Annotated in this window: 13 protein-coding genes and 1 other RNA gene; 8 read left to right on the top strand and 6 right to left on the bottom strand. The window is 37.2% G+C overall.

Features of this window, described 5'->3' with window-relative positions; genetic code table 11:
* Positions 1 to 10: 10 nt before the first annotated feature.
* The 4 genes from F6K15_RS03435 (at position 11) to F6K15_RS03420 (ending at position 2,924) form a co-directional block, all read left to right on the top strand.
* Positions 11 to 1,102 carry an alpha-hydroxy acid oxidase gene (locus F6K15_RS03435; protein ID WP_293057006.1) on the top strand — a complete coding sequence of 364 codons (1,092 nt, stop codon included), beginning with the start codon at positions 11 to 13 and terminating at the stop codon, positions 1,100 to 1,102.
* A 40-nt stretch (positions 1,103 to 1,142) separates the two neighbouring features.
* A complete protein-coding gene (locus F6K15_RS03430; RefSeq protein ID WP_293057003.1) occupies positions 1,143 to 1,664 on the top strand; it encodes an NINE protein in 522 nt (173 codons plus the stop codon).
* Positions 1,665 to 2,278: 614 nt separating this feature from the next.
* A complete protein-coding gene (locus tag F6K15_RS03425) occupies positions 2,279 to 2,677 on the top strand; it encodes a nuclear transport factor 2 family protein (RefSeq protein ID WP_293057001.1) in 399 nt (132 codons plus the stop codon).
* Positions 2,658 to 2,924 carry a hypothetical protein gene (locus tag F6K15_RS03420; RefSeq protein ID WP_293056999.1) on the top strand — a complete coding sequence of 89 codons (267 nt, stop codon included), beginning with the start codon at positions 2,658 to 2,660 and terminating at the stop codon, positions 2,922 to 2,924. The genes F6K15_RS03425 and F6K15_RS03420 overlap by 20 nt, the downstream gene beginning before the upstream one ends.
* Before the next feature lie 437 nt (positions 2,925 to 3,361).
* Here F6K15_RS03420 and F6K15_RS03415 read toward each other — a convergent pair whose 3' ends face one another.
* The 6 genes from F6K15_RS03415 to F6K15_RS03390 form a co-directional block, all read right to left on the bottom strand.
* Positions 3,362 to 4,867 carry a M48 family metallopeptidase gene (locus tag F6K15_RS03415; RefSeq protein ID WP_293056997.1) on the bottom strand — a complete coding sequence of 502 codons (1,506 nt, stop codon included), beginning with the start codon at positions 4,865 to 4,867 and terminating at the stop codon, positions 3,362 to 3,364.
* Between the two features lie 973 nt (positions 4,868 to 5,840).
* Entirely contained in the window at positions 5,841 to 8,777 is a 2,937-nt protein-coding gene (locus F6K15_RS03410) for a response regulator (RefSeq protein WP_293056995.1), read from the bottom strand.
* Positions 8,778 to 10,067: 1,290 nt separating this feature from the next.
* Positions 10,068 to 12,092: a magnesium chelatase ATPase subunit D gene (bchD, locus tag F6K15_RS03405; protein ID WP_293056993.1), complete on the bottom strand. Its 2,025-nt coding sequence runs from the start codon at positions 12,090 to 12,092 to the stop codon at positions 10,068 to 10,070.
* A gap of 186 nt (positions 12,093 to 12,278) precedes the next feature.
* Positions 12,279 to 12,827 (bottom strand): PEP-CTERM sorting domain-containing protein, encoded by a 549-nt coding sequence (locus F6K15_RS03400; RefSeq protein WP_293056991.1) that lies wholly within the window; start codon positions 12,825 to 12,827, stop codon positions 12,279 to 12,281.
* Positions 12,828 to 13,711: 884 nt separating this feature from the next.
* Positions 13,712 to 14,106: a transfer-messenger RNA gene (gene ssrA, locus F6K15_RS03395) on the bottom strand.
* 453 nt (positions 14,107 to 14,559) lie between these two features.
* Entirely contained in the window at positions 14,560 to 16,383 is a 1,824-nt protein-coding gene (locus F6K15_RS03390; RefSeq protein WP_293056989.1) for a serine/threonine-protein kinase, read from the bottom strand.
* A gap of 560 nt (positions 16,384 to 16,943) precedes the next feature.
* Between F6K15_RS03390 and F6K15_RS03385 the strand changes: the two genes are divergently transcribed.
* The 4 genes from F6K15_RS03385 to F6K15_RS03370 all read left to right on the top strand — a co-directional run bounded on the left by F6K15_RS03385 (position 16,944) and on the right by F6K15_RS03370 (position 21,230).
* Positions 16,944 to 18,308 carry a lipid-A-disaccharide synthase-related protein gene (locus F6K15_RS03385; RefSeq protein WP_293056986.1) on the top strand — a complete coding sequence of 455 codons (1,365 nt, stop codon included), beginning with the start codon at positions 16,944 to 16,946 and terminating at the stop codon, positions 18,306 to 18,308.
* A gap of 397 nt (positions 18,309 to 18,705) precedes the next feature.
* Positions 18,706 to 19,611: a VWA domain-containing protein gene (locus F6K15_RS03380; RefSeq protein WP_293056983.1), complete on the top strand. Its 906-nt coding sequence runs from the start codon at positions 18,706 to 18,708 to the stop codon at positions 19,609 to 19,611.
* A 678-nt stretch (positions 19,612 to 20,289) separates the two neighbouring features.
* Positions 20,290 to 20,484, top strand: a complete 195-nt coding sequence (locus F6K15_RS03375) for a hypothetical protein (protein WP_293056981.1) — start codon at positions 20,290 to 20,292, stop codon at positions 20,482 to 20,484.
* Between the two features lie 452 nt (positions 20,485 to 20,936).
* Positions 20,937 to 21,230: a hypothetical protein gene (locus tag F6K15_RS03370; RefSeq protein WP_293056979.1), complete on the top strand. Its 294-nt coding sequence runs from the start codon at positions 20,937 to 20,939 to the stop codon at positions 21,228 to 21,230.
* Positions 21,231 to 21,503: the final 273 nt, after the last annotated feature.

Raw genomic sequence — 21,503 nt, 5'->3', positions numbered from 1 at the left:
ACCAACAATAATGAACAAACCAATTAATATCTTCGAGTATGGATCTTTGGCAATACAACATTTATCTCAAATGGCACAAGATTATTATGCTAGTGGCGCATGGGATGAAATTACTTTACAAGATAACCGTACTGCTTATGAACGATATAAACTACGACCTCGAATGTTAGTAAATGTTAGCCAGCGAAATTTAACTACAAAAATTTTGGGACAGCATATTAAAATGCCAATTTTAATTGCCCCTATGGCTTTTCAATGTTTAGCACATCCAGAAGGAGAATTAGCAACAGCAAGAGTAGCAGCAGATTTAGGTACAATAATGGTATTAAGTACCATGTCCACTAAAAGTTTAGAAGATGTGGCATTAGCTCCAAATGTGCCAAAAAATTTTTGGTTTCAACTCTATGTACATCGCGACCGTGCTCTCACTCGTGCTTTAGTAGAAAGAGCTGAAGCTGCAGGTTATCAAGCATTGTGTTTGACAGTTGATGCGCCAATTTTGGGCATAAGAGAACGCGATCGCCGAAATAAGTTTACTTTACCATCTGACATGGAATTAGCTAATTTAAAATCGATGGCAAATTTAGAAATTCCTCAAACAGAAGATGAGTCTGGGTTATTTGCTTATGTTGCTGATCAACTAGATCCAGCTCTTACCTGGAGAGATATAGACTGGTTGCAGTCATTGACATCATTACCTATAGTAGTTAAAGGAATTTTGCGGGAAGATGATGCCATTCGAGCAGTAGAACATGGGGCAAAAGGAATTATTGTTTCTAATCATGGAGGTAGACAGTTAGATGGAGCGATCGCTACTCTTGATGCTCTCCCAGAAGTAGTTGCAGCAGTGGGACATCAAGTTGATGTACTGATGGATGGAGGTATACGCAGGGGTACAGATATTCTCAAAGCATTAGCATTAGGGGCAAAAGGCGTTTTAGTTGGGCGTCCGGTTTTGTGGGGACTAGCAGTGAATGGAGAAGCAGGAGTACATCATTTGTTAGAGCTATTGCGCGATGAATTAGAAGTGGCAATGGCATTGAGTGGCTGTGCTAAAATTGAAAATATAGATGTTAGTTTGGTACGTCAATTCAGCTCATAAAATTTATATAGAATTTTGTATTGACTTATGGAGCAAAAAAATGAACAAATCTAAAATTGTTAACAATCCTAAAGCACTTGAAACAGATGAAACTAGAAATATAGGTATGGCTTACCTTTTATGGTGTTCTAGTTTCTTAGGTATTTGCGGATTACATAGATTTTATTCGGGTAAATATTTCACAGGTACTATCTGGTTAGCCACCTTAGGTTTATTAGGAATGGGTCAATTTTTGGATTTATTTTTTATTCCTGGAATGGTAGAACAGAAAAATCTGAAAATACTGAAGAAACGATTCTATTCTGGAGATGTAACATTTAATTACTTACCCCAGGAACAAATAGAAAGAGTAATAGAAAAAGATCCTCCCAAGTCAGACACACAAATTATTCTTGAATTGGCAAAGAAACATCCAGAAGGAATTTCTATAGGAGATTGTATTATTGCCACAAATAAAACAGTACCAGAAATGAAAGAACTGTTAAAAAGTTTATATAAAGACGGATTAATTGAAATGGAAAATCACCCTGAAACAGGAGCAGTTATTTATAAGTTTTTGTAAAAAATTAGATTGGGTAAGTTGAGTTTCTTTCCTAAAGCTCTAAGAAGTTATCAGTCAAAATTCAAAATTCAAAAGTCATGCATTAAGATTTTATATCATGTCCGAATGGAATTGTTTGTGTAAAACCAAGGGTGAAGATATATGAAATTCTGGCGTTGGTGATGCGTGGCTATGATTGTGCTTTAATTGCTATTGCCTAACTATTAACTAAAAAGCATTTTATATTTTACAAAATTTATCAAATAAATATTAAACCACGTAGGGTGAGTGAATGAAATGTAATGCACCCCTCCTACAGGACGTGATGCGTGAGGTGTAAAACCGGCCATTATTCCAGAAATAGTAATATTAAGTCTCATTAATTAGCCATAATAAAAATGTTTTCTCTGATAAATTTCTCCCTGTTCTCTAAAATTATTATTGTGGGTATTCAAAGATACATGATATAGCCTCCAAGGTCGTGAGGTACAGTTATCTTTTTGTCTTTTTATTCCCTGTTCCCTCAAACCTAAAATTTTGTACCTCATCAGTATGGGAATTGCTATATAAGCATACCGTCACACACCCTATGTTAATCTTTTGTTTACAAACAGTATATAAATGAATTTGTAAAAATGACTCAAACAGAAATAAATACAATTACCGTTGCTAAAAAAGCATTTGATAAATTTACCCACGGTTTAGCAACTGGAGAATGGGAAGAATTTTTGGATATGCTTACTGATGACTTTACCTTTTGGTTTCCTGTAGGAAAATTTCATGGTTTAAACCAAGGAAAAGACCGTGCTAGAGAATTTTTTCAGTATGTTTCTGAAGCTTATAGTGAAGGACTTTCAATTACTTCTTTAGACAATATTACTAGCAATAAAACAACAGTAGTATTTGAATTTCGGGATGAAGGTCCGATGTGGGGAAAAGCTTATAAAAATCGAGTAGCAGTTTCTTTTGATGTGAGAGGAGATAAAATTTGTTCCTACCGAGAATATTTAGGTAGTGACGGTAAGTCGAATTAATTTTTTGAAGAAGGAAGAAGGAAGAAGGAAGAAGGAAGAAAGAAGAAGGAAGAAGGAAGAAGGAAGAAGGAAGAAGGAAGAAAGAAGAAGGAAGAAAGAAGAAGGAGGAAGGAGAAAGGGAAAGAAAGAAGGAAAAGAAAGGTTTAAAGGGAGAAGGTTTTTTTGTCACGCTATTATTCGGAGATTATATTTTCAACAATTAATAATTAATAATTGCCTCTCCTTGAATAAGAAAAGGATTGACTAAAAGGAAAACTTTTTCTTGTTTCTCATTTAAAGGAGAGGCTTTAAATCTTAATTATTCGGTAAATAATCAGAGAAGAGTCAGGAATCAAAAGGAGGAAAAATCCAGTTATATAGCATATGTTTATAACTCTATAATTAGGGTTTGCTGAATAAATATCACGCGTATTGACTGATATTGGTTTTAGCAATTTTAGGTATGGGAAAAGTACCAGCTTTTCGATGGAAAAAGCTGCAAAAAGCTAGTATTTTGGAATAATTATGACATAAAAATTGAGGAACAATTCTTACTTCTACCTCCTCGCTTATTCCCATAACTCCCCTCCTGGGAGGGGAGGGGTGGGTTGTCTCCTGTCTCCTGTCTCCTGTCTCCTACCCTCACCCATCAGACTTTTTCAGCAAACCCTAATTACTTCAATATTTAATCTCCCCCACTCCCAACTATTCCCTATTCCCTATTGCTGAAAAATCTTTTTTCTTTTCTACTAATAATGCTTTAGCTTTTTCCTTAATTTTCCCATGATAAACTACTCCTTCATAAGCATAACGATTATAACCACTATTAACAATTAACTCTTCTAAATAACGTACCCTTTCTGCTGTCTCTGGATGAGTGGATAACCAAGCAATAATACCTCTATCTTCTGTGTCTTTATTCAGAGTCTTCATCAAATTTCTTACCCCATCTGCTGCATAATCTGCTGATACTAAAATTCGTGTTCCTAATACATCTGCTTGACGTTCCATTTCTCGACTATAGTTAAGTACAATTAAATTACTAACTACACCACCCGCATAAGGAATATATTGAGTAACGCTACTAATTAAATTACCTTCAGACATTAACTGAAATCCATGAGATAATACAGTATGAGCTAGTTCGTGAGCAAGTAAACCTGCTAATTCTGCTTCCGAATTAGTTTTAACTATTGCTCCTAAATTAATAAATATTTGCCCACCAGGTAAAGCAAAAGCATTAAGATTTTCATCATTAATTATATAAAACTGATATTCAAACTCGTCTCTACCAGTCATTTTTGCAAGTTTTTGCCCCATAGTATTAACATATTCAAGAATTGTTTCATCTTCAACCATAGGTAAACTTTTAGTGGCAGATTTTGCTAAATTTTTGCCAATTCTTGATTCTCCTCGGAGCATTAATGCTGTTGTTTGAACTGCATTCATAGCAGCAAATGGATTGCCAGTAAGAGCTACTCCTAAAGCACCAGTCACAACATTAGCAATTGTATTTCCTCTTAATTTTGATTTGAGTTGAGACTGAAATTTTTTTCTATAGGTTTCTGCTAATTGATTAAATTCATCTACTTGGGAATGTTCGGGATTCATTAAAGCAAATTGTTGGGCAGATAAAGTTGCTTCTAACCATTTTTTTTCATTTGCTAGAGCAGTAATTTGAGCTTTCATTAATTCTGGTTCGTTGGGATATAAACTCGCTGCTTGATGTAATCTTTCTAAGGCTAATTCTGTTTGTTCATCAGCTTTTAATACTTCTGCAAATTTAATATGAGCTGGAATAAATTCAGGATATTCTTTGACTAATAATTCTAAAGCTATCAAGATTTGAGTCTCTAGATTTTTAGCTAATCCTTCTTGTGCTTGTCGCCAATAAACTTGAGCTGTTATTGGTAATTCTGTAGGTTCATAAATTGCTTTAGGACGATTAATTTTAGCTTCAATATCTTCAGAAAATGGTTCTTTTACTTCTCGGTAAAGTTTTTCGGCTGCTGTTTTTTCTCCTGCTAAATAAAGTCTGTCTGCTTCAGCTAATTTTTGCTCTGGTGTTTCTGGCTGAAAATTAGTAGGAAATATTTTTACTGACCGAGGTTTTTGAGGTTGATTTTCTAGAGTATTTGTTTCTGCTAAAGCTAAGTTTTGCAGGGAAAATAAGCTAATTATAATTGTGAAATAATTTAATAAAAGTTTCATAATAGGGAACAGTTCAACAATGAATAATGAATAATGAATAATGAATAATTAATAATTAGGGCTTGCTGAATAAAGCTAAAAGTCAGGATAGCTAAGGTAATGGAGCTTTTTATATTCAATTTATCTCCTAGTTTATGGCTCTTATGGGCATCAATTTACTGAAATTTTCTGCTGAAATTCAAGAAAATTTCTTCACATAAAATGGCCGAAACTGTTGTCTGTGCTCCCATCTCCCCGTCCCCGCGTCTGGTGCGTCCCCGTGTCTTACCCCACCAACCAATTTTTTCAGCAGACCCTAATTAATAATTACCTCTCCTTGAAAAGAAGAAGATTGACTAATCATGAAAATTTTTCTTTACCATCCCCTATCCAAGGCTATCCCTTATAAGGAACTCCTGAAAACCTTGTGTGGAGTAGGGGGAGTAGGGGAGTAGGGAGCAGGGGAGAAGGGAGAAAGAATCATAGTAGATAGGAAAAACTACTTAAGTTATCAAAAAAAATCTACTTTTTAATGCACTTTTTCTCTGGCAAAAATCTTTGAAAGGATAGTACATAACTTGTCTATAATGTCTACGTTTTATATTAAGAAAGATGTTTATAAAGCATAGCTTAAAAGGGGAGGCTTTAAACCACAATTTTTCGGTAATAGGCAACAGGCAACAGGGAACGGAAAGATGTTCAATAATGAATAATGAATAATGAATAATGAATAATTACCTCTCCTTGAAAAGAAGAGGATTGACTAATCATGAAAATTTTTATTTATTATCCCCTTAAAAGGGGAGGCTTTAAACCACAATTTTTCGGTAAATTTAGGAATAGGAATAAGTATTTCACTTTATGCCTATTATCGTTAAAAATATTACCGAATAATTAAGATTCAATATCAAACTCGGTTATATAACTGTCGCACTCTATACTTCTATTCAATGCAGGCATAAAATACTGGAATATCCCTAGATAATTCTCACTTTCATCCTTCCTTTCTCCTGACTCCTGACTCCTGAGGACTGACTCCTTCTTTTTTCAATAAACTTTTGACAGTATCTAATACCTTCTCTTCAACATAAGGTTTTGTCAAATAAGCACAATTATTAACTGATTGTTCAATTGCTACACCCATTCTAGATTTACCACGAGAAGTCATAAAAATTATTGGTAAATTTTGTAACTTAGAATCTTTTCTAATTTTTAAAGCTAACTCTCTACCATTCATCCTCGGCATTTCTATATTTAATGAAATCAAATCAACCTGTAAATTATTTTGCAATTTATTCCAAGCTTCTAACCCATCTTTTGCTACTTCTACCTGATAGCCAGCTTTGATAAAAGTCATACTCAAAAGTTCACGAATAGTAATAGAATCATCCACAATTAAAATAGTCTCATGCTTCACACATTTGTTCAAAATATTATTGATAGTTTCTAACACTTTTTCCTCAGCCAAAGGTTTGTTCAAATAACAACAATAATTAAATTCTTCCTGAATTTTTTTCTGTTTATTTCTAGCCATAGCACGATTAGTTAAAATAGCGATTAATATATTTTTAAACTTAGCATCATTTCTGATTTTTTTAGTTAGTTCATAACCATCCATTCTCGGCATTTCTATATCTAATAAAATCACATCAACGTGTAAATTATTTTGTAATTTTTCCCAAGCTTCTACTCCATTTCTAGCAATTTCTACCTCATAACCAGCATTAGTAAAAGTCGTACTCAAAAGTTGACGAACAATAATAGAATCATCAACAATTAAAATAGTATAAGATTTCAACCATTGACAACTGCACGCATCACTCCGGTCGATAACTGCCTCTTGCAAAGCTCCCACTGAAAATTTGGCTCCTACTAAATTAGCACCTCTAAGATCGGCATCAGTAAATACTGCCCCCTCACAATTAGCATTCTGTAGATAAGCACCCCTGAAATTAGCACCTTGAAAATTCAAACCCTGCAAATTTAAACCACTCAGCACGCAATTAGAAAAATCATTATCTCCCACTTCCAACCTTTTCCTAATTCCCTCTTGCCATAGCTTTCTCATCACACCCTTCTGAGCAAACCCACCCGTCAAATAACGTAACTTCCCATCACATTCTATACCGTGAAGATTACCCTCAGCATCATACCAGTTGAGCCAAGGTAACAACCCCTCGGGAGAATTCAGGGTAAAATTTTCACCCTCCTGATAAGCATCTCCACCTTGAGAATAACCTCGCCCTACACAACTGATAAAATTATCCTCCACCTTCGCCTCATCCTGAGTAAATAATGTTTGCCAAATTCTTTCCTGCACGCTGAAACCAAAACGCCCGCCAGAATATACCATCCAGAGTAAATCAATTGTTTGTAAATCTAGTAAAGGCAATTTATTAATAAACTTCCAATTAAGGCAACCAGGAAGATAACCATAAAGCGAACAAGAGGGAAACTTCTGTTGATGAATACTGTGAAACATTGTCTGGTAATGTTGCAGCAAGTCAGTGAGTTCGCGAAATCTCTTTGGTTGAGTATTCTTGTTAATTGTCTTCAAAATTTCCCGAATTTCTTTAACACCTTTGTGTACTTCTACTCTCAGGGCAATTTCACAAAACAGGCGGAAAGTTTCCCAGTCCGCTTTTTGCCATTGAGATGCTGCTAATAAATCTCGCAACTTCCGGTAATTAACCCCTAATGCCGATCGCAATTCTAAATCGGTAACAGATTTTTTTTCAGGGTTAAACATCACTTCTTTGGGACGTTGCCAGATTTTTTCCATAATTTGAGCGATCGCTTCTGCCACTGTTTCCGATGAAATATAGCCTTCCCCCAATTTTTGCCACAACTGAGAAGGTATATAGTAAGGGCGAGACATTTTTTGATAAAGTTCCTTAGCAAAACCTCCCGTTACTCCCACCGGAATCACCACTGCACCTGCTGCCATTGCAGTTTCAGCCTCCTGTTTAGCTCCGGGGCCACCTTCAATCAGGATATATATTGATGCCATCCGAGCCAGAATTTCTCGGCGCTCAGATAGAGTTTTGCCTCCATACAAATTTATACCATATTCCCACGGTTCAAATCCAGTAGGCTGAATATGGTAAACTGGGGCAAATTTATTTTGCTGTTGATGCTCTCGCCAGAAACTCAGGGATACTGCTTCGGGTACACCCATAATTCCACCAGTCAACAGAGCTAAATTTTCTAATGTTGCCAGTTGTCTACCAGTAGCTTTGCATATTGCCTCGGTAGTCACACCCCAAAAGGAAGTACTGCCAATAATAGCGACTCTAAACTTAGATTCAATTCGAGCAACTAAACTTTTCGCAATTTGAACTTGAGGTTGTTCGGAAGAAGTGGGAGAAGTTATATCAGTTGGTAGATGTGCTTGATATTGTTCGTAATCATCTGACTCGCCACAGACAAAAATTATTTTCCAGGGGAGGGAGTTGTGTTGTAAAAATTTCACCACTTCTGTCATGGCTATTTTTGCAGCCCAATCTCTGGGAAACCCTCGCATTCCCGTGCTTACACAGGGAAAAGCGAGAGTATTAATTTGATTTTTTGCTGCTACCTCCAGACAGTTATGATAACATTGAGCTAACTGTTGACTAGAGGTTTGGCTGTTAGTTTGATCCCAAACGGGGGCACAGGTATGAATGATGTACGAAGCCTGGAGTTGATAGCCTTTAGTGATTTTAGCTTCACTGATATCGAGCCATTCTATCTGTCTGGTTGCGCTTCTGAGTACTTCTCCTGCTACTTGATGAATTTTGGTACATAGTCCGTAACTGCGGAGATTATTGTTAGTTGGATTAACAATTGCCTCTACTTGCTGAGAAATAATATCACCTTGAGTAATGGTGATACGTTCACTCCATTGTAGATTTTCTGTAGGAATATGGCAATTTTTACCTAAAATATTCATTAATTTATTTAAAATTGGTATATATAATATATTTAGGACTTACGCAGTACAACGTATTTTCCTCCCAAGCGACCGACACCGGAAGCAATCTTAAATCCTAATTTTTCGTACCTGATGCGTAAGTCCTGATATTATAATAATTATTATACATAAGTTCTCTCCTATTTATGGATATAGGTAGGTTATAGAAGTGGTCTAATCAACAATATATCTTTAGTATTATAGGTGGTAAATGTTTCAGGTTAGAGATAAGTAGATATCTCCAATAGACATCTCCTCCAAAAGAGGCAACAGCTCCGGAAGGCAACAGGCAACAGGGAGAAATAATTGATAATTTATGGATAAGAATTGATTTGATTTTTTATTTTTGGTAATGTCTATTATACTTGTCGCCACTATAGTTAGAACATCAGGTAATTATAATGATTTATACCAATTTCAAAGAGGAATGTTACAAATAGTTTAGTCAAATAAAGTAGTTTAAGTCAGATGCAAATTTACGCTTAATAGATTTTTTCATGGCAAAAAATGATAATAAAAGCTACTTATACTGACTACTGACTATTGACTACTAGAAATAGTCCAAATATTTGTAGCAAAAATTGGCTTTGTTGCATAAAAGTATATAGCTGCCGCACTTGCTCCGCATATGTACTTAATAACCTGCGGAAACTGCTATAACTATTGTCCAATAGATGAATCGAAAATCTAAGTTTGACATAAAAAGACTGAAACTTTTACCTGTAAAGGCTTTGAGGTTTAATCAGTATATCGATAACTATTGTCCAATATAGCAATGAGCGCTGGCATATTTACAAATTGCAGGAGGGGCTAAATAGCTAAAAGTCTTATATTATCGGCAATTTATTCCCCCAGATGAGCTGTTGCTTTCCGGAGCTGTTGCCTGCGCACAGCGCTATAGATGAATAGAACATCAATCTACACAAAGAGAGCGATATAGCTGCGGAATGGATTTTAAGAACGCTACTTTCATGCAACAAAGCCGCAAAAATTTATAAAATTGATATTATGAAGCGAGCAAGATGCTCGCACTAATTGTCAAACACCAACCTGGCAGGTGTTATAATTTTTGTACTTCATATACGACCGAATCTGCTGTAATATTTTTGGTGGTGGTGCATTATAATTGTGGTCTATTGTAATTATTTTGGTCAAGGGAACAGTGGGAGCACCTTGCTCCCTTGCACTTGCGTTGTTTATCCCCATCACCCCATCACCCCATCACCCCATCACCCCATCACCACATCACCCCATCACCACATCACCCCATCAACCAATAGCATCCTTGAGAGCATTCTGAGTCATAGCAGCGATCGCTTGATCTGTCGCCTTAGGTAAATGATAATACTTACCCCCCGCTTGCTTCGCCAACTCCTTTGCAAACCCAGTCGAAACAAACTTATTCTCAGTATCAATCATCAATAACTGAATTCCCAAACCCCGAACTTTACTAGCAATTTCCAACAACTCCTCCTTAATATTCGGCTTCTCATCATCCAATATCGGCTCACCCAACGAACGCGCCAACGGAATATTACCCCGTCCATCCGTAATAGCCACAATTACCACTTGCCCAACATCACCAGACTGCTTGGCATTCACACCCACTCTCACCGCCTGAGTCAAACCATGGGCCAAAGGCGAACCCCCACCACAAGGCATCTTTTCCAAACGTCGTCGCGCTGTAGTTATTGAACGAGTAGGCGGTAACAACACCTCCGCTTGTTCACCCCGAAAAGGAATCAACGACACTTGGTCGCGACTCTGATAAGCCTCCGTCAACAACTGCATCACCGCTCCCTTCGCCGACTGCATCCTATTTAACGCCATCGAACCCGAAGCATCAACCACAAACACCACCAAAGCACCAGCCTTTCTGGCCAAACGCTTTGCTCGCATATCAATAGGTTCCACAATCACTTTACGATTTGGCTGACGTTCGCGGCGAGACTTCTGATAAGGAGCAGCAGCTCGCAAAGTCGCATCAACCGCAATACGTCGGACCTGACCCTTGGGCAACATTGGCTTCACATAACGCCCCCGGTCTTCAGAAAAAATAACACTCCGACTACCAGACTTACCTTGACGGTTTGCTGTTTGAGCAAACATCAACACACTATCATCCAACACCACTCCCTCCGGGTCAAACAAAAATTCTTCAGGAATACTTGCCTCCTCTTCCTCTGGAGGTTCCGGGTTTTCCTCATCCTCATCCTCATCCTCCTCTTGCTCATCTTGAGACTGGTCTTCTGGTGGTGGCGGTGGTGGAGGTGGCGGTTGTTGCTCCTCTTCTGGAGGGGTTGGCACTATTGTTGCCCGTGGCACAATAACTAACTCCACGGCCCGACGCAAGTCATCAGCATTAATTGTTGTCCGTCCATCCAGTGCTGCTGATGCTTTAGCCACTCGCACGGCAAAAAGTTCTGCCCTATGTCCTTGCACGCCTCCACGAATTGCTTCTTCTACTAAATATTGGATTTGTTCGTTGGTAATGGTGACATCTTTTACCCACTCCCTGGCTAAAAGAATCTGAGTTTTGAGATTATCTATATCTTCTGCATATCGTTCGAGAAAAGCTTGGGGAGATTTAGCATAAGCTAAAGCTTGCTCTACTGCCTCCACCCGTTGGTCTAAACCTAAAACCATATCTGCTGAGAGAGCGATCGCTATTCTATCCAGCAAATGTTCTCGCAGTGGCCCTTCTTCTGGATTATAGGTAGCAATAAATAGAGGTTGACAAGGATGTTGAAAACTAATCCCTTCTCGTTCTATTTGATTTCGCCCTTCTGTTAAGACTGTTAGTAATAAATTGGCAATGTTGTCGTCCAGCAGATTAATTTCGTCTACATATAATACTCCTCGGTGAGCTGATGCTAATAATCCTGGTTGAAAAACCGTTTCTCCCTGTGTGACTGATTTTTCTACATCTACCGAACCTAATAACCGGTCCTCTGTTACTCCTAGAGGAACTTGAATAAAAGGTGCGGGTATAACTTGAGTGGGAACTTCTACTGAGGTGGGGTCGGTATACTGCTCTAATAGTTGGTCGTCCCATTCTTCGGGATAGTTAGGATTGCAGTTACTAATGGAATCTTGAACAATTTCAATGGGAGGTAGGAGTGAATGTAGCGCTCTGGCCATTACTGATTTGGCAGTACCACGACGGCCAGCAATGGCAACTCCTCCTAATTCCGGATCGACGGCAGTTAACAATAGGGCTAGTTTGATTGCTTCTTGTCCAACTACGGCAGCTAGAGGAAAGTTGATGATGGCGGGAGGGTTTACTACAGGCATAGTTTAAATATTTTGACTCTTGGTTTTTAGGATATCAAAATAATGGGACATATTTTTCGATAGGGGTTGGCGGTCGTGAAATGATGCGGAACATTATCGTGAAAAAAGGTGAGCAAGATGCCCACCTTAATTATTATTATTATGCACTTTTAGAAACCTGATAGTTAGATATTTTGTTTACTTAATTTAACAATGGAATAATTTCTTCTTTTTATTGAGCAAACCACCCAAACTAACTACACCTAAACCCACTAAAACTCCAGGTTCGGGAACAGCAGAAGTTGCTTGCTGTTGTTGATAAATTACTTCACCAGAGCCTTGAAATAGTGGAAAAATAGCACTGGTATCAACATAATCAAATTCATCTGTGGTTAGATCCCAAGACAAATCTGCACTGGCAACGTAATCCCAATCTAATCCTTGAAATACTCCATCTACGAATAGAACACCATCTCCGTCATTCTCAAAGTCTAATGCTTCTATCCCATAGTTTCGTCCCAACCAATTAAAATTAAATTCCGAAACCTGCTTCACAAATTCACCAGACCCTCCTACACCTTCATTGTCAAAAGTAAAATAGCCCGATCCAGTCTTACCATAGTGAATACCTCCGTCAATATTTGTTACAGAAAAATCATATCTCATTAATACTGCTTGAGCAGGCATAGCTAAGGAACCTAAGCTCAGAGCTACTGCACCACTAGCAACGATTAATTTTTGGTAGATATTTTTCATCTTTTTATCCTCCCAAATCCTAAATATTGATATGTATATTTTTATCATAACACAGATTTTCGTTTTACGGTTCAATTACAGAATTAAATTACGACCAATCTCTTTGTGCTTGTTAAAGTTAGCGATCGCTTCAAATGCCAATTCTCATACATATTCTTCTTTTCAAGTTACACTTAAATTAAAATATATAGCTGTACATTTTATTTTTTTACTTTTATAAAATGACTTTTAATTAATATAGCTTATATTTATAAGTAGCATAATTAATATAAATACATAACTGAGGGGTTTTACCCCTTATGGGTGTTATACTACGTTTAGTAGATGCACCCTGATAGTTATTTGTCCCTTGGTCAAGATTGACGAAGGGGCTTTTTTTTATGGCATGGGTGGGTGCTTTGTTTAATTAAACTTATGTTTTGTTCGATTTATGATATTTTTTTTAAATTATTGAAATAGTGGGTTTTACCCCTTACTGGTGTTATACTACGTTTAGTAGATGCACCCTGATAGTTATTTGTCCCTTGGTCAAAATTGACAAAGGGGCTTTTATTTTTTAGCTAATCAAAGATACTCAAGTTTTTGGTAAATATTAAACAGGAGAGAAGAAGAAGTCAGGATTTTTTATGCTACATTTTGAAGTGCGGAATGTAGGTTACAAACAACCTCTAAAAAAAACCGCTTTATGCTCAAAAGTCAAAAAACGGCTTTAGGATAATTATTATCTTTTCTGTTGCGAGTTTAATACCCCAGGGTCTAAACGGTGCTGAAAATTGTTTGGGGTGATAAGGCACGGAGTGGCATATCGAAGACTATTTATAAGTCATTTTCCCTTCTGCCTTCAGCATAGCTGCCTTCAGCATAGCTGCCTTCTTCAAATTGTTTAATGGAGCATATGGGAGTTGAACCCATGTCCAAAATGGCTATTTACTCTTCGCTCATTCACAGGTTTAGCTCTTGTTAACCCTCAGAGCCGGGACCATCCATTATCCCGGATGGCGGGATTCTCTAGTAAAGTCTTAACCAGCAGCTGACCAGAGGCAGTTTACCAGTGCATCCGTTGGGGTTAAGTCTGCAATCCTTAACGGAGTCAAACTACAGACGCTCGAACCTATAAGAGGTGTTTTCGCAATTAAGCTACAGCTACTTGCTTACGAGCAAAAGGTACAATGTTGTTTGCACTTATTATTTTTTGAGCCCGGGATTTGCGAGAGAAGACTCACTCTCGACCTGAATCACAAAGTAGATTTCACCACCCTGTCGAAACCGTTAATGCCCCGTGTTATTCTTTTTATCTTACACAATTATTTTCATTATGACAACTGTATTTAGGAGTCAGGAGTCAGGAGTCAGGAGTCAGGAGTCAGGAGTCAGGAGTCGAAGAAGGCAGCTATGCTGAAGGCAGAAGGCAGGAGTCATATAGAATCCGGTTATATAATAATATGTGTTTATAATCCAATACGGTTTCCTACGGAATGCTGCACAAACAGATAAGACCAAAACTCATAAGGTATGAAACCATGAGATAAGCTTTTGAGATTACAGAACTGGCAAAAAAAATCCTTAACTCAACTGTATTGGTTTATAATCAATAGACATCTCTAGAAAAGAGGGAACAGGGAAAAGGGGGGAATAATTGATGATGTATGGATAATAATTGATTTTATTTTTGATTTTTGGAGATTTCTAATAATTACTTCAATCTCCCCTACTCCCTACTCCTTAATCCCTCTTAATGTAAATCATCTTCCCACACACCAATATAGACAAGGTCATTCCTACTACGCTCAATTAGACCTTCAAGATTACCTGTTTTAAACTCGTAGCGATTAATTTTACGGTTTCGCACGTCCTGCAGTCCTTGCTTAATTTCTGGAGTAATTTTCCAATTCAACATACTAATGAAAGCGGTTCTTACCATTAGGCCATCTACACCATCTGCCACAGACAACTCAGTTTGTCGTAAACGACGGGAATCTCGATCATATATATAGCCTAAAGTAATCTGATTAGGAAGTAAATCATAAATTACAGCCCTAGTATTAGGCCAATAGCCACGCTCTTTAACTTTTGTAGGTTTTCCCAATAATTCTATTACTTTACTTTCTAAGGTGCCTGGAGGTAAACCACGAATAATCGGCAACCGATCCCTAATAGTAGAATTATCAATAGGATCGGAAGGAATATTATCTGGCAGTATTAAATCTATAGGTATGTCAGGAACTGAACCTTGGGGAGGTTGAACCGGAGTTGGAGTTGGAGTTAGAGTTGGAGTTGGAGTTGGAGTTGGCTCAACTGTAGGTGGTATGGGTGTAGGCTGTTCTACTGGAGGTGAAGGAGTAGGGGTTGGTCTAACAATAGGAGGAACAGGAGTGGGGGTTGGAGATGGTGATGGTGATGGGGTAGGAGTAAAATTGGGCAATTGGTCCGGATCATTAGGTTCTGGAGATGGTGTAGGAGTTGTAGTTGGTTTTGGTATAGGAGTTTGAGCAATATCTGATGGCCTAACCGTGGGAGAGGGTGCAGGAGTTTGAACAATAGGTGGTGTGTCAGGGGGCTGAGAATTTAACACTATTGCTGCTAATGTTCCTACTGTTAGGGTAGCGATCGCTCCGAGTATACCCCACATCAAAATTCCTGTAGGTCTTTGTGTAGGAGGAATATTTGTAGTAGAAGTTTTTCCATTTCCCACATTATGAGCTGGATGCTGTTGAGGCACAACCTGAATAGTTGAATGTAAATCAGTTGTGCTAGAATTTGATAACTGTTTTAGCCATTCCTCCACAGTTGCAGGTCGGTATTGAATATCCATTGCCATACCTTTTAGCACTGCTTGATTAACAGTACCACTTAGTTGAGGGTGTAACTCCCTCGGAGTAGGTATTTCTTGTTGGGATCTCCTCATTGCTGGTATTGGCAGTCGTGCTGTTAATAAAGTATAGAGAGTCGCAGCTAAACCATATACATCTGTTGCTGCGGTACGTTTTCCTTGAATAAAATACTGTTCTGGAGGAGCATAACCATCAGAAACCATATTAGTGTGAACCTGAGTTTTACCAGCAATAAATTCCCGCGCAATACCAAAGTCAATTAAGATGACATCCTCAGTACCCTGACGTAGCATAATATTTTGGGGTTTAACATCTCGGTGGAGCAAGTTATTTTGATGCACCACCATCAAAGCATTCCCTACCTGACGAATATAATGTACGGCGATCGCCTCTGGTAGAGGTTGTCCACCAGATATAACTTCTGCTAAAGTGTGACCTGGAATATAGTCCATCACCATGTAAGGTTGACCATCTTCCACAAAAAAATCACTGACTCTGACAATATTAGGGTGGACACACAAAGCGAGTCTTCTTGCCTCATCCTGAAACTTCCTTTGAAATTCCTCAAAGTTGGGATGTTGACATAGAGACTCATTGAGAGTCTTAATAACTACGGGTTGTCCTAAATAATTATGAGTAGCCTTGATAGTAATACCAAAACCTCCCCTTCCTAATTCTTGTTCTAATGTATATTTGCCCTCTTGTAAGTTTCTTAATATATTCATTTTTATTTCCCCATTTCTCTTTATCTTAGTGAATTACAGCAGTTTTTATTTTAGTCAGGACTTACGCAAATTCACCTTAAAAACGCCATATGTAGGGGCGTTTTGCTCCGCAACATATAAAGCGGAGCTTGGCGTTAGCAAATGGCATTCGCCCTCAGTCAATATAGTGTCTATACGTAAGTCCTGTTAGTAGTAGGGACGTTCCATGGAACATCTTTAGGAGGGTTGTGGTACGTGAGTATATGGTTTATCTATCTGAAAACGACTATAAGGTAGTTAATATTCAGGAGTTTAGCTTACAGTAGTAAGAATTTTCTCCTGACTTCTGAAAAAATGACTCCTTCTGCTGAATGCTAAATAGTATCCTAACTGTTACTACTTCTCAGGGTGGTTAAATTACGAACTATTAGTTTAAATTTTGGGCGTTAGTGATTTGAGGTATGATATCATGTCTAGATAAGAGCGCGAACAAAAAACTTTCTCTTCTCCTCTTCTTTCTTCTCTCCTGACTCCTGACTCCTAAAAAATTAAGATTAATATCATATACTAATTCAGCAACTATGACTTTGAAGATACTTTGCCTTAGTAATGGTCATGGGGAAGACACGATCGCAGTTCAAATTTTACAAGAACTACAAAAATATCCTCTTCCTCCTACTCTTGCTGCTTTGCCTATAGTTGGGGAAGGATACGCTTATACCAAAATATCTCGTCTCTCAATTATTGGTCCCCGACAAAGAATGCCTTCTGGCGGGTTTATCTATATGGATGGGCAACAGTTATGGCAAGATGTCAAAGGTGGTTTATTAAAAATGACCTTTGCTCAACTCAAAGCATTAAAATATTGGGTAAGTTCCGAAACTCAATTAGGTCATCAAGTAGTTATCTTTGCAGTTGGCGATATTGTACCTTTATTGTTTGCTTGGTTGAGTGGAGCGTCTTATGCTTTTTTAGGAACTGCTAAATCAGAATATTTGATCCGAGATGAAACTGGGAAACTTCCCTCCAAGTCTTTGGCAGAAAGTTTTCAGCATTGGTCAGGTTCGGTTTATTTTCCTTGGGAATGTTGGTTAATGAGTAGGAGTAAGTGTAGAGCGGTACTTGCTAGAGACGATCTAACAGCACAAATACTCAGAAAAAAGTCAATTCGTTCTTATTATGTGGGAAACCCAATGATGGATGGTGTAGAGTTGGAAAACTCTCTGCTGTCAATAGACCGCTCCGATGCACAAATGCTAGAAATGCAGCGCCAAGTGACGATTACTTTATTGCCTGGATCTCGTTCTCCAGAAGCTTATGCGAATTGGGAAATTATGATTCAAGCGGTTGTAGGGTTACTCGAAACTTTTCCACAGCAACAATTTTTGTTTCTGGGGGCGATCGCTCCTAACTTAAGTTTAGAACCGTTTATTACACTTCTAAATTCTTATCATTGGCAGACTGAGCGAGAGATGAGAACTGATACTCAAAATAGTATTTTACAACTGCCAGTCGATCGTTCTGTACCAACCTTTTTTTTTGGAGAGGGAAATATTCAGTTTCCTGTCAAATTAACTTCTCAGAATAAAAATGCTAGTATGATTTTAGACCGACAAGCTTTTCCTGAATTTTTGCATCGGGGAAATTTAGCTATTGCTATGGCGGGTACTGCTACGGAACAATTTGTTGGTCTGGGGAAACCAGCGATCGCTATTCCTGGCAATGGCCCTCAGTTCACATCTGCTTTTGCGGAAGCTCAAAGTCGCCTTTTAGGAATTTCTGTGACTTTGGTCAAGCACCCCAGAGAAGTTGCAGATGCAGTTAAGTCTCTGCTAAATGATTCACAGCGACTACAATTAATTGCTAAAAATGGGGTTCAGAGAATGGGTAAACCGGGTGCAGCTAAGAGAATTGCTGATTTTTTAATGGAGTTGAAATGGATGTAGAACTACAATTAATAATTAATAATTAATAATTAATAATTAATAATTAGGGCTTGCTGATTAAATCTAAAAGCATTGATCTATAAATACTTTAGCCTTTTTCAGCTCGAAAAAAGTGCCTGGTTTTCAGCTCTTCATGCTCATGCATGGAGCGTATTTTAGGCGCATAGTTGGGCAGAACAATCTTGGCACAATTCTTACTCCTACTTCCTCTAAATTCCTCTAAATTCCTCTAAATTCCTCTAAATTCCTCTAACTCCTGTCTCCTGTCTCCTACCCCTACTAACTGATATTGACTCAAGCCTTTTTTGGGTTGAAAAATCGGTAGTGCGTCAATCCTATCCGTTTTCGAGGAGAGGTAATTGTTAATTATTAATTATTAATTATTAATTATTAATTGTTGAATACCTTTTTGAGTTTTGTTAATTTTAATGAACGTAGGATGAAAGAAATTAATTTACTGATATCTTTTATAGTGGCAAAGTTTGGTAAAATCTTAGAAATATGTAGATATATCTGCAAAAATATAAGTTATCAAAAACCTGCTGAATTAATCTTACCAAAGGAGAAAAATATGCCAATTCCACAAATTTACAATCGCGATGTTTTTATTTTGATAGACCGTAGTGGTTCCATGACAATATCTGATGCTACTACAGGAAACAAAAATCGTTGGCAATATCTTCAAGAAACTGTACAAGGTCATGTATTTGAAATTCTGTCCGAACAAGATGATGATTATGGCATAATTTGTGATGAGTTAACTTTATATTTTTTCAATCGAAATCAACAACCGACTAAAACTATTTATCTCAGAGATGCTGCTCAAGTACAAGCTGCTTTTAAAGAAAATAAACCTGGCGGTGCGACTTATATTGCTCCTACTTTAAATGAGGCAGTATCTCAATGGTTTTCTAATAGAACTGATGATAAAGGTGCTTTTATAATTATCTATACTGATGGTCAAATTGATGATAGTAAAGAATTTATTAATGTTATTGGAAAAACTTGTTCTAATATCAATAGCCAAGATGAGATTAAAATTTTAATGATTGGTGTAGGTAGTGATATTGAGACAGAAGGAGCAATAGATTTTTATTTAGGCATTGATTTGAATGCTAATAAATTTCAATCTAGACGAGGAGAAGATTGTAATATCTTTATTTTTGATTTAATAGATGAGGTGATGGATGAGGGTATTATTGCTGCTCTTGAACGTCAACTTGAGGGAGACCCAAGAAAAGGATTAGGTGGTTGGATAAAAGAAAGATATCCAGGTTTATATGGTAAATATTTTGCTTCTTAATATTAGGAAGGAAGAAGGAAGAAGGAAGAAGAAAAATATTTATGAATTTAATTCCTTACTATTGAACGTGCGAAGATGTTTTCTAAACACAGTCTAAATTAGAGTATTTTTCTTCTTGACTTTCTTCTAAATACTAACTACTGACTACTGACTTATTCTGATATTTATAAACTTGTGCATTATTTGTACAACAAACTAAATTTATATATCAAATTATGAAATTTTTACCCCTGTGATCTAATGCTAGAATGATGTAAATATTTGCTACAAAACTATGAAGAGGATTGCTATAAATTCCTCAGTTAATTTGATATTAATTTCTACATTTCTTACCTTTTAGATAAAATTTATATTGTGTTTTAAATCACACAGTATCTATAGTATAAATCACATTAAATCCAGAAGATAAATCACAGCTATTTCAGTAAAAATACGGAAAAATAGAATTGTCAATTTTATTCTCATCCGAAATGTTATGTATTAATACTGAAGCATAATATAGTAGTTAATTAATTATGTCAAAGTGTGCTGAAATACTTATTTGTAATTCTATGGTAGAAAAGCCGATCGCTCCATAATCAAGTTTCTAAATTAAGTAATTACCCTCACCGGATTCATCAGCATATCTATTGAAAGATTTGTTAATCTTTATCAAGAATAAATATCGGCTCAAAATTCATGCAAGCTAATAATATAAATCAACCAATGAACAAAGAAAAGTTAGAGCAATTGAATGCATTAACTAAAATAATGATTGTCAGTTTTTTGTGGCATGGTTCTGGTTTAATGAAATCCAGTCAACCTACAGAAACTGAAAAAAATCCTACAAAGCAATCTCAGACAGATGAAAAAAACTATCCCAACCAAAAATAATCATCATGTCAGTGTTACTATTGCTCTGTCCCATTAATGTTGACGGGTTTTTATATTATAATAATCAGGACTTATATCATGTCCGGTTGAACAGTTGTCATTACGAACACAGCGATAGCGGAGTGAAGTAATCGCAAAGTACTTTGATTGCTTTCCGTTCCGGAATGCTCCGCAAACGCTTCACTTCGTTCCGTTTGCTATCGCAAAGCTTTCCTTCGCAATGCTGCGCAAACGCTAACGCAATGACATATCGTAACTGATTTACCGGACATGATATTACGCAAATTAACCTTTAAAGCAGCATCTGTAGGGGTGAATGGCATTTGCATTCCGCAAAGCTCCGAATGGCGCACTAGCTATCTGTAGAGTCCCTGCGTAAATCCTGATAATTTAAAAGTGATGTAGACTATGAAAGTCCAGGAGCAGACCGCGGTCGCACAAAATTTGGGTGTATGACGTTGTTATTGTTACCCACCTTAGAAAATTTGCCAAACAATCATCTGTACGCCCCCGTCTCCAAACTTTCAGACAAAGAAATTTTAGAACTTGCTGATGGCAAAATGGATATAAAGCAAAATCAACGACTGGGGGAGCTACAAACGAAAGGAAAAAAAGTTGGGTTTACAGAAGCAGAAAATTACGAACTCCTGGCATTAATGCAAGTTTACAAAATTGGGTTATTGCGAAAATCTGAAGCTTTAGCTGTAGTAGTGCAAAAAAGTTTGAGAGTTCCACTGCATCCATGAGTCAACTACCACAAATCATTCGTCTTTCGGAATTTTTTTACATAATTGACCTATGAGATAAAAAAACCTAGCAACTATAACAGGAAGCTAGAAATTTTTTGTGCCAATAGCTAGAGTTATATCATCAGGACTTACGCAAAGGCACTATTTATAGAGTGTAAATTCTATTGAACAATAGTTTTAAGCGCTATATATAGCGTATCTGCGTAAGTCCTAATCATGTCCGGTTGAATACTTATTATTAAGACAGTAGGGGAGTAGGGGAGTAGAGGA

It is taken from the genome of Okeania sp. SIO2B3 (genome assembly GCF_010672525.1).
In the GTDB taxonomy this organism is placed as follows: Bacteria; Cyanobacteriota; Cyanobacteriia; order Cyanobacteriales; family Microcoleaceae; genus Okeania.
Note: the sequence above shows the minus strand (reverse complement) of the source record. Positions and strands in the feature narration are given on the sequence as shown.

What these genes read in the sequence shown, in the direction of transcription:
- F6K15_RS03415 (WP_293056997.1), bottom strand. Translation starts at nt 4,867, where the DNA reads ATGAAACTTTTATTAAATTATTTCACAATTATAATTAGCTTATTTTCC.
- F6K15_RS03370 (WP_293056979.1), top strand. Translation starts at nt 20,937, where the DNA reads ATGACGTTGTTATTGTTACCCACCTTAGAAAATTTGCCAAACAATCAT.
- F6K15_RS03425 (WP_293057001.1), top strand. Translation starts at nt 2,279, where the DNA reads ATGACTCAAACAGAAATAAATACAATTACCGTTGCTAAAAAAGCATTT.
- F6K15_RS03375 (WP_293056981.1), top strand. Translation starts at nt 20,290, where the DNA reads ATGCAAGCTAATAATATAAATCAACCAATGAACAAAGAAAAGTTAGAG.
- bchD (WP_293056993.1), bottom strand. Translation starts at nt 12,092, where the DNA reads ATGCCTGTAGTAAACCCTCCCGCCATCATCAACTTTCCTCTAGCTGCC.
- F6K15_RS03400 (WP_293056991.1), bottom strand. Translation starts at nt 12,827, where the DNA reads ATGAAAAATATCTACCAAAAATTAATCGTTGCTAGTGGTGCAGTAGCT.
- F6K15_RS03410 (WP_293056995.1), bottom strand. Translation starts at nt 8,777, where the DNA reads ATGAATATTTTAGGTAAAAATTGCCATATTCCTACAGAAAATCTACAA.
- F6K15_RS03385 (WP_293056986.1), top strand. Translation starts at nt 16,944, where the DNA reads ATGACTTTGAAGATACTTTGCCTTAGTAATGGTCATGGGGAAGACACG.
- F6K15_RS03430 (WP_293057003.1), top strand. Translation starts at nt 1,143, where the DNA reads ATGAACAAATCTAAAATTGTTAACAATCCTAAAGCACTTGAAACAGAT.
- F6K15_RS03390 (WP_293056989.1), bottom strand. Translation starts at nt 16,383, where the DNA reads ATGAATATATTAAGAAACTTACAAGAGGGCAAATATACATTAGAACAA.
- F6K15_RS03435 (WP_293057006.1), top strand. Translation starts at nt 11, where the DNA reads ATGAACAAACCAATTAATATCTTCGAGTATGGATCTTTGGCAATACAA.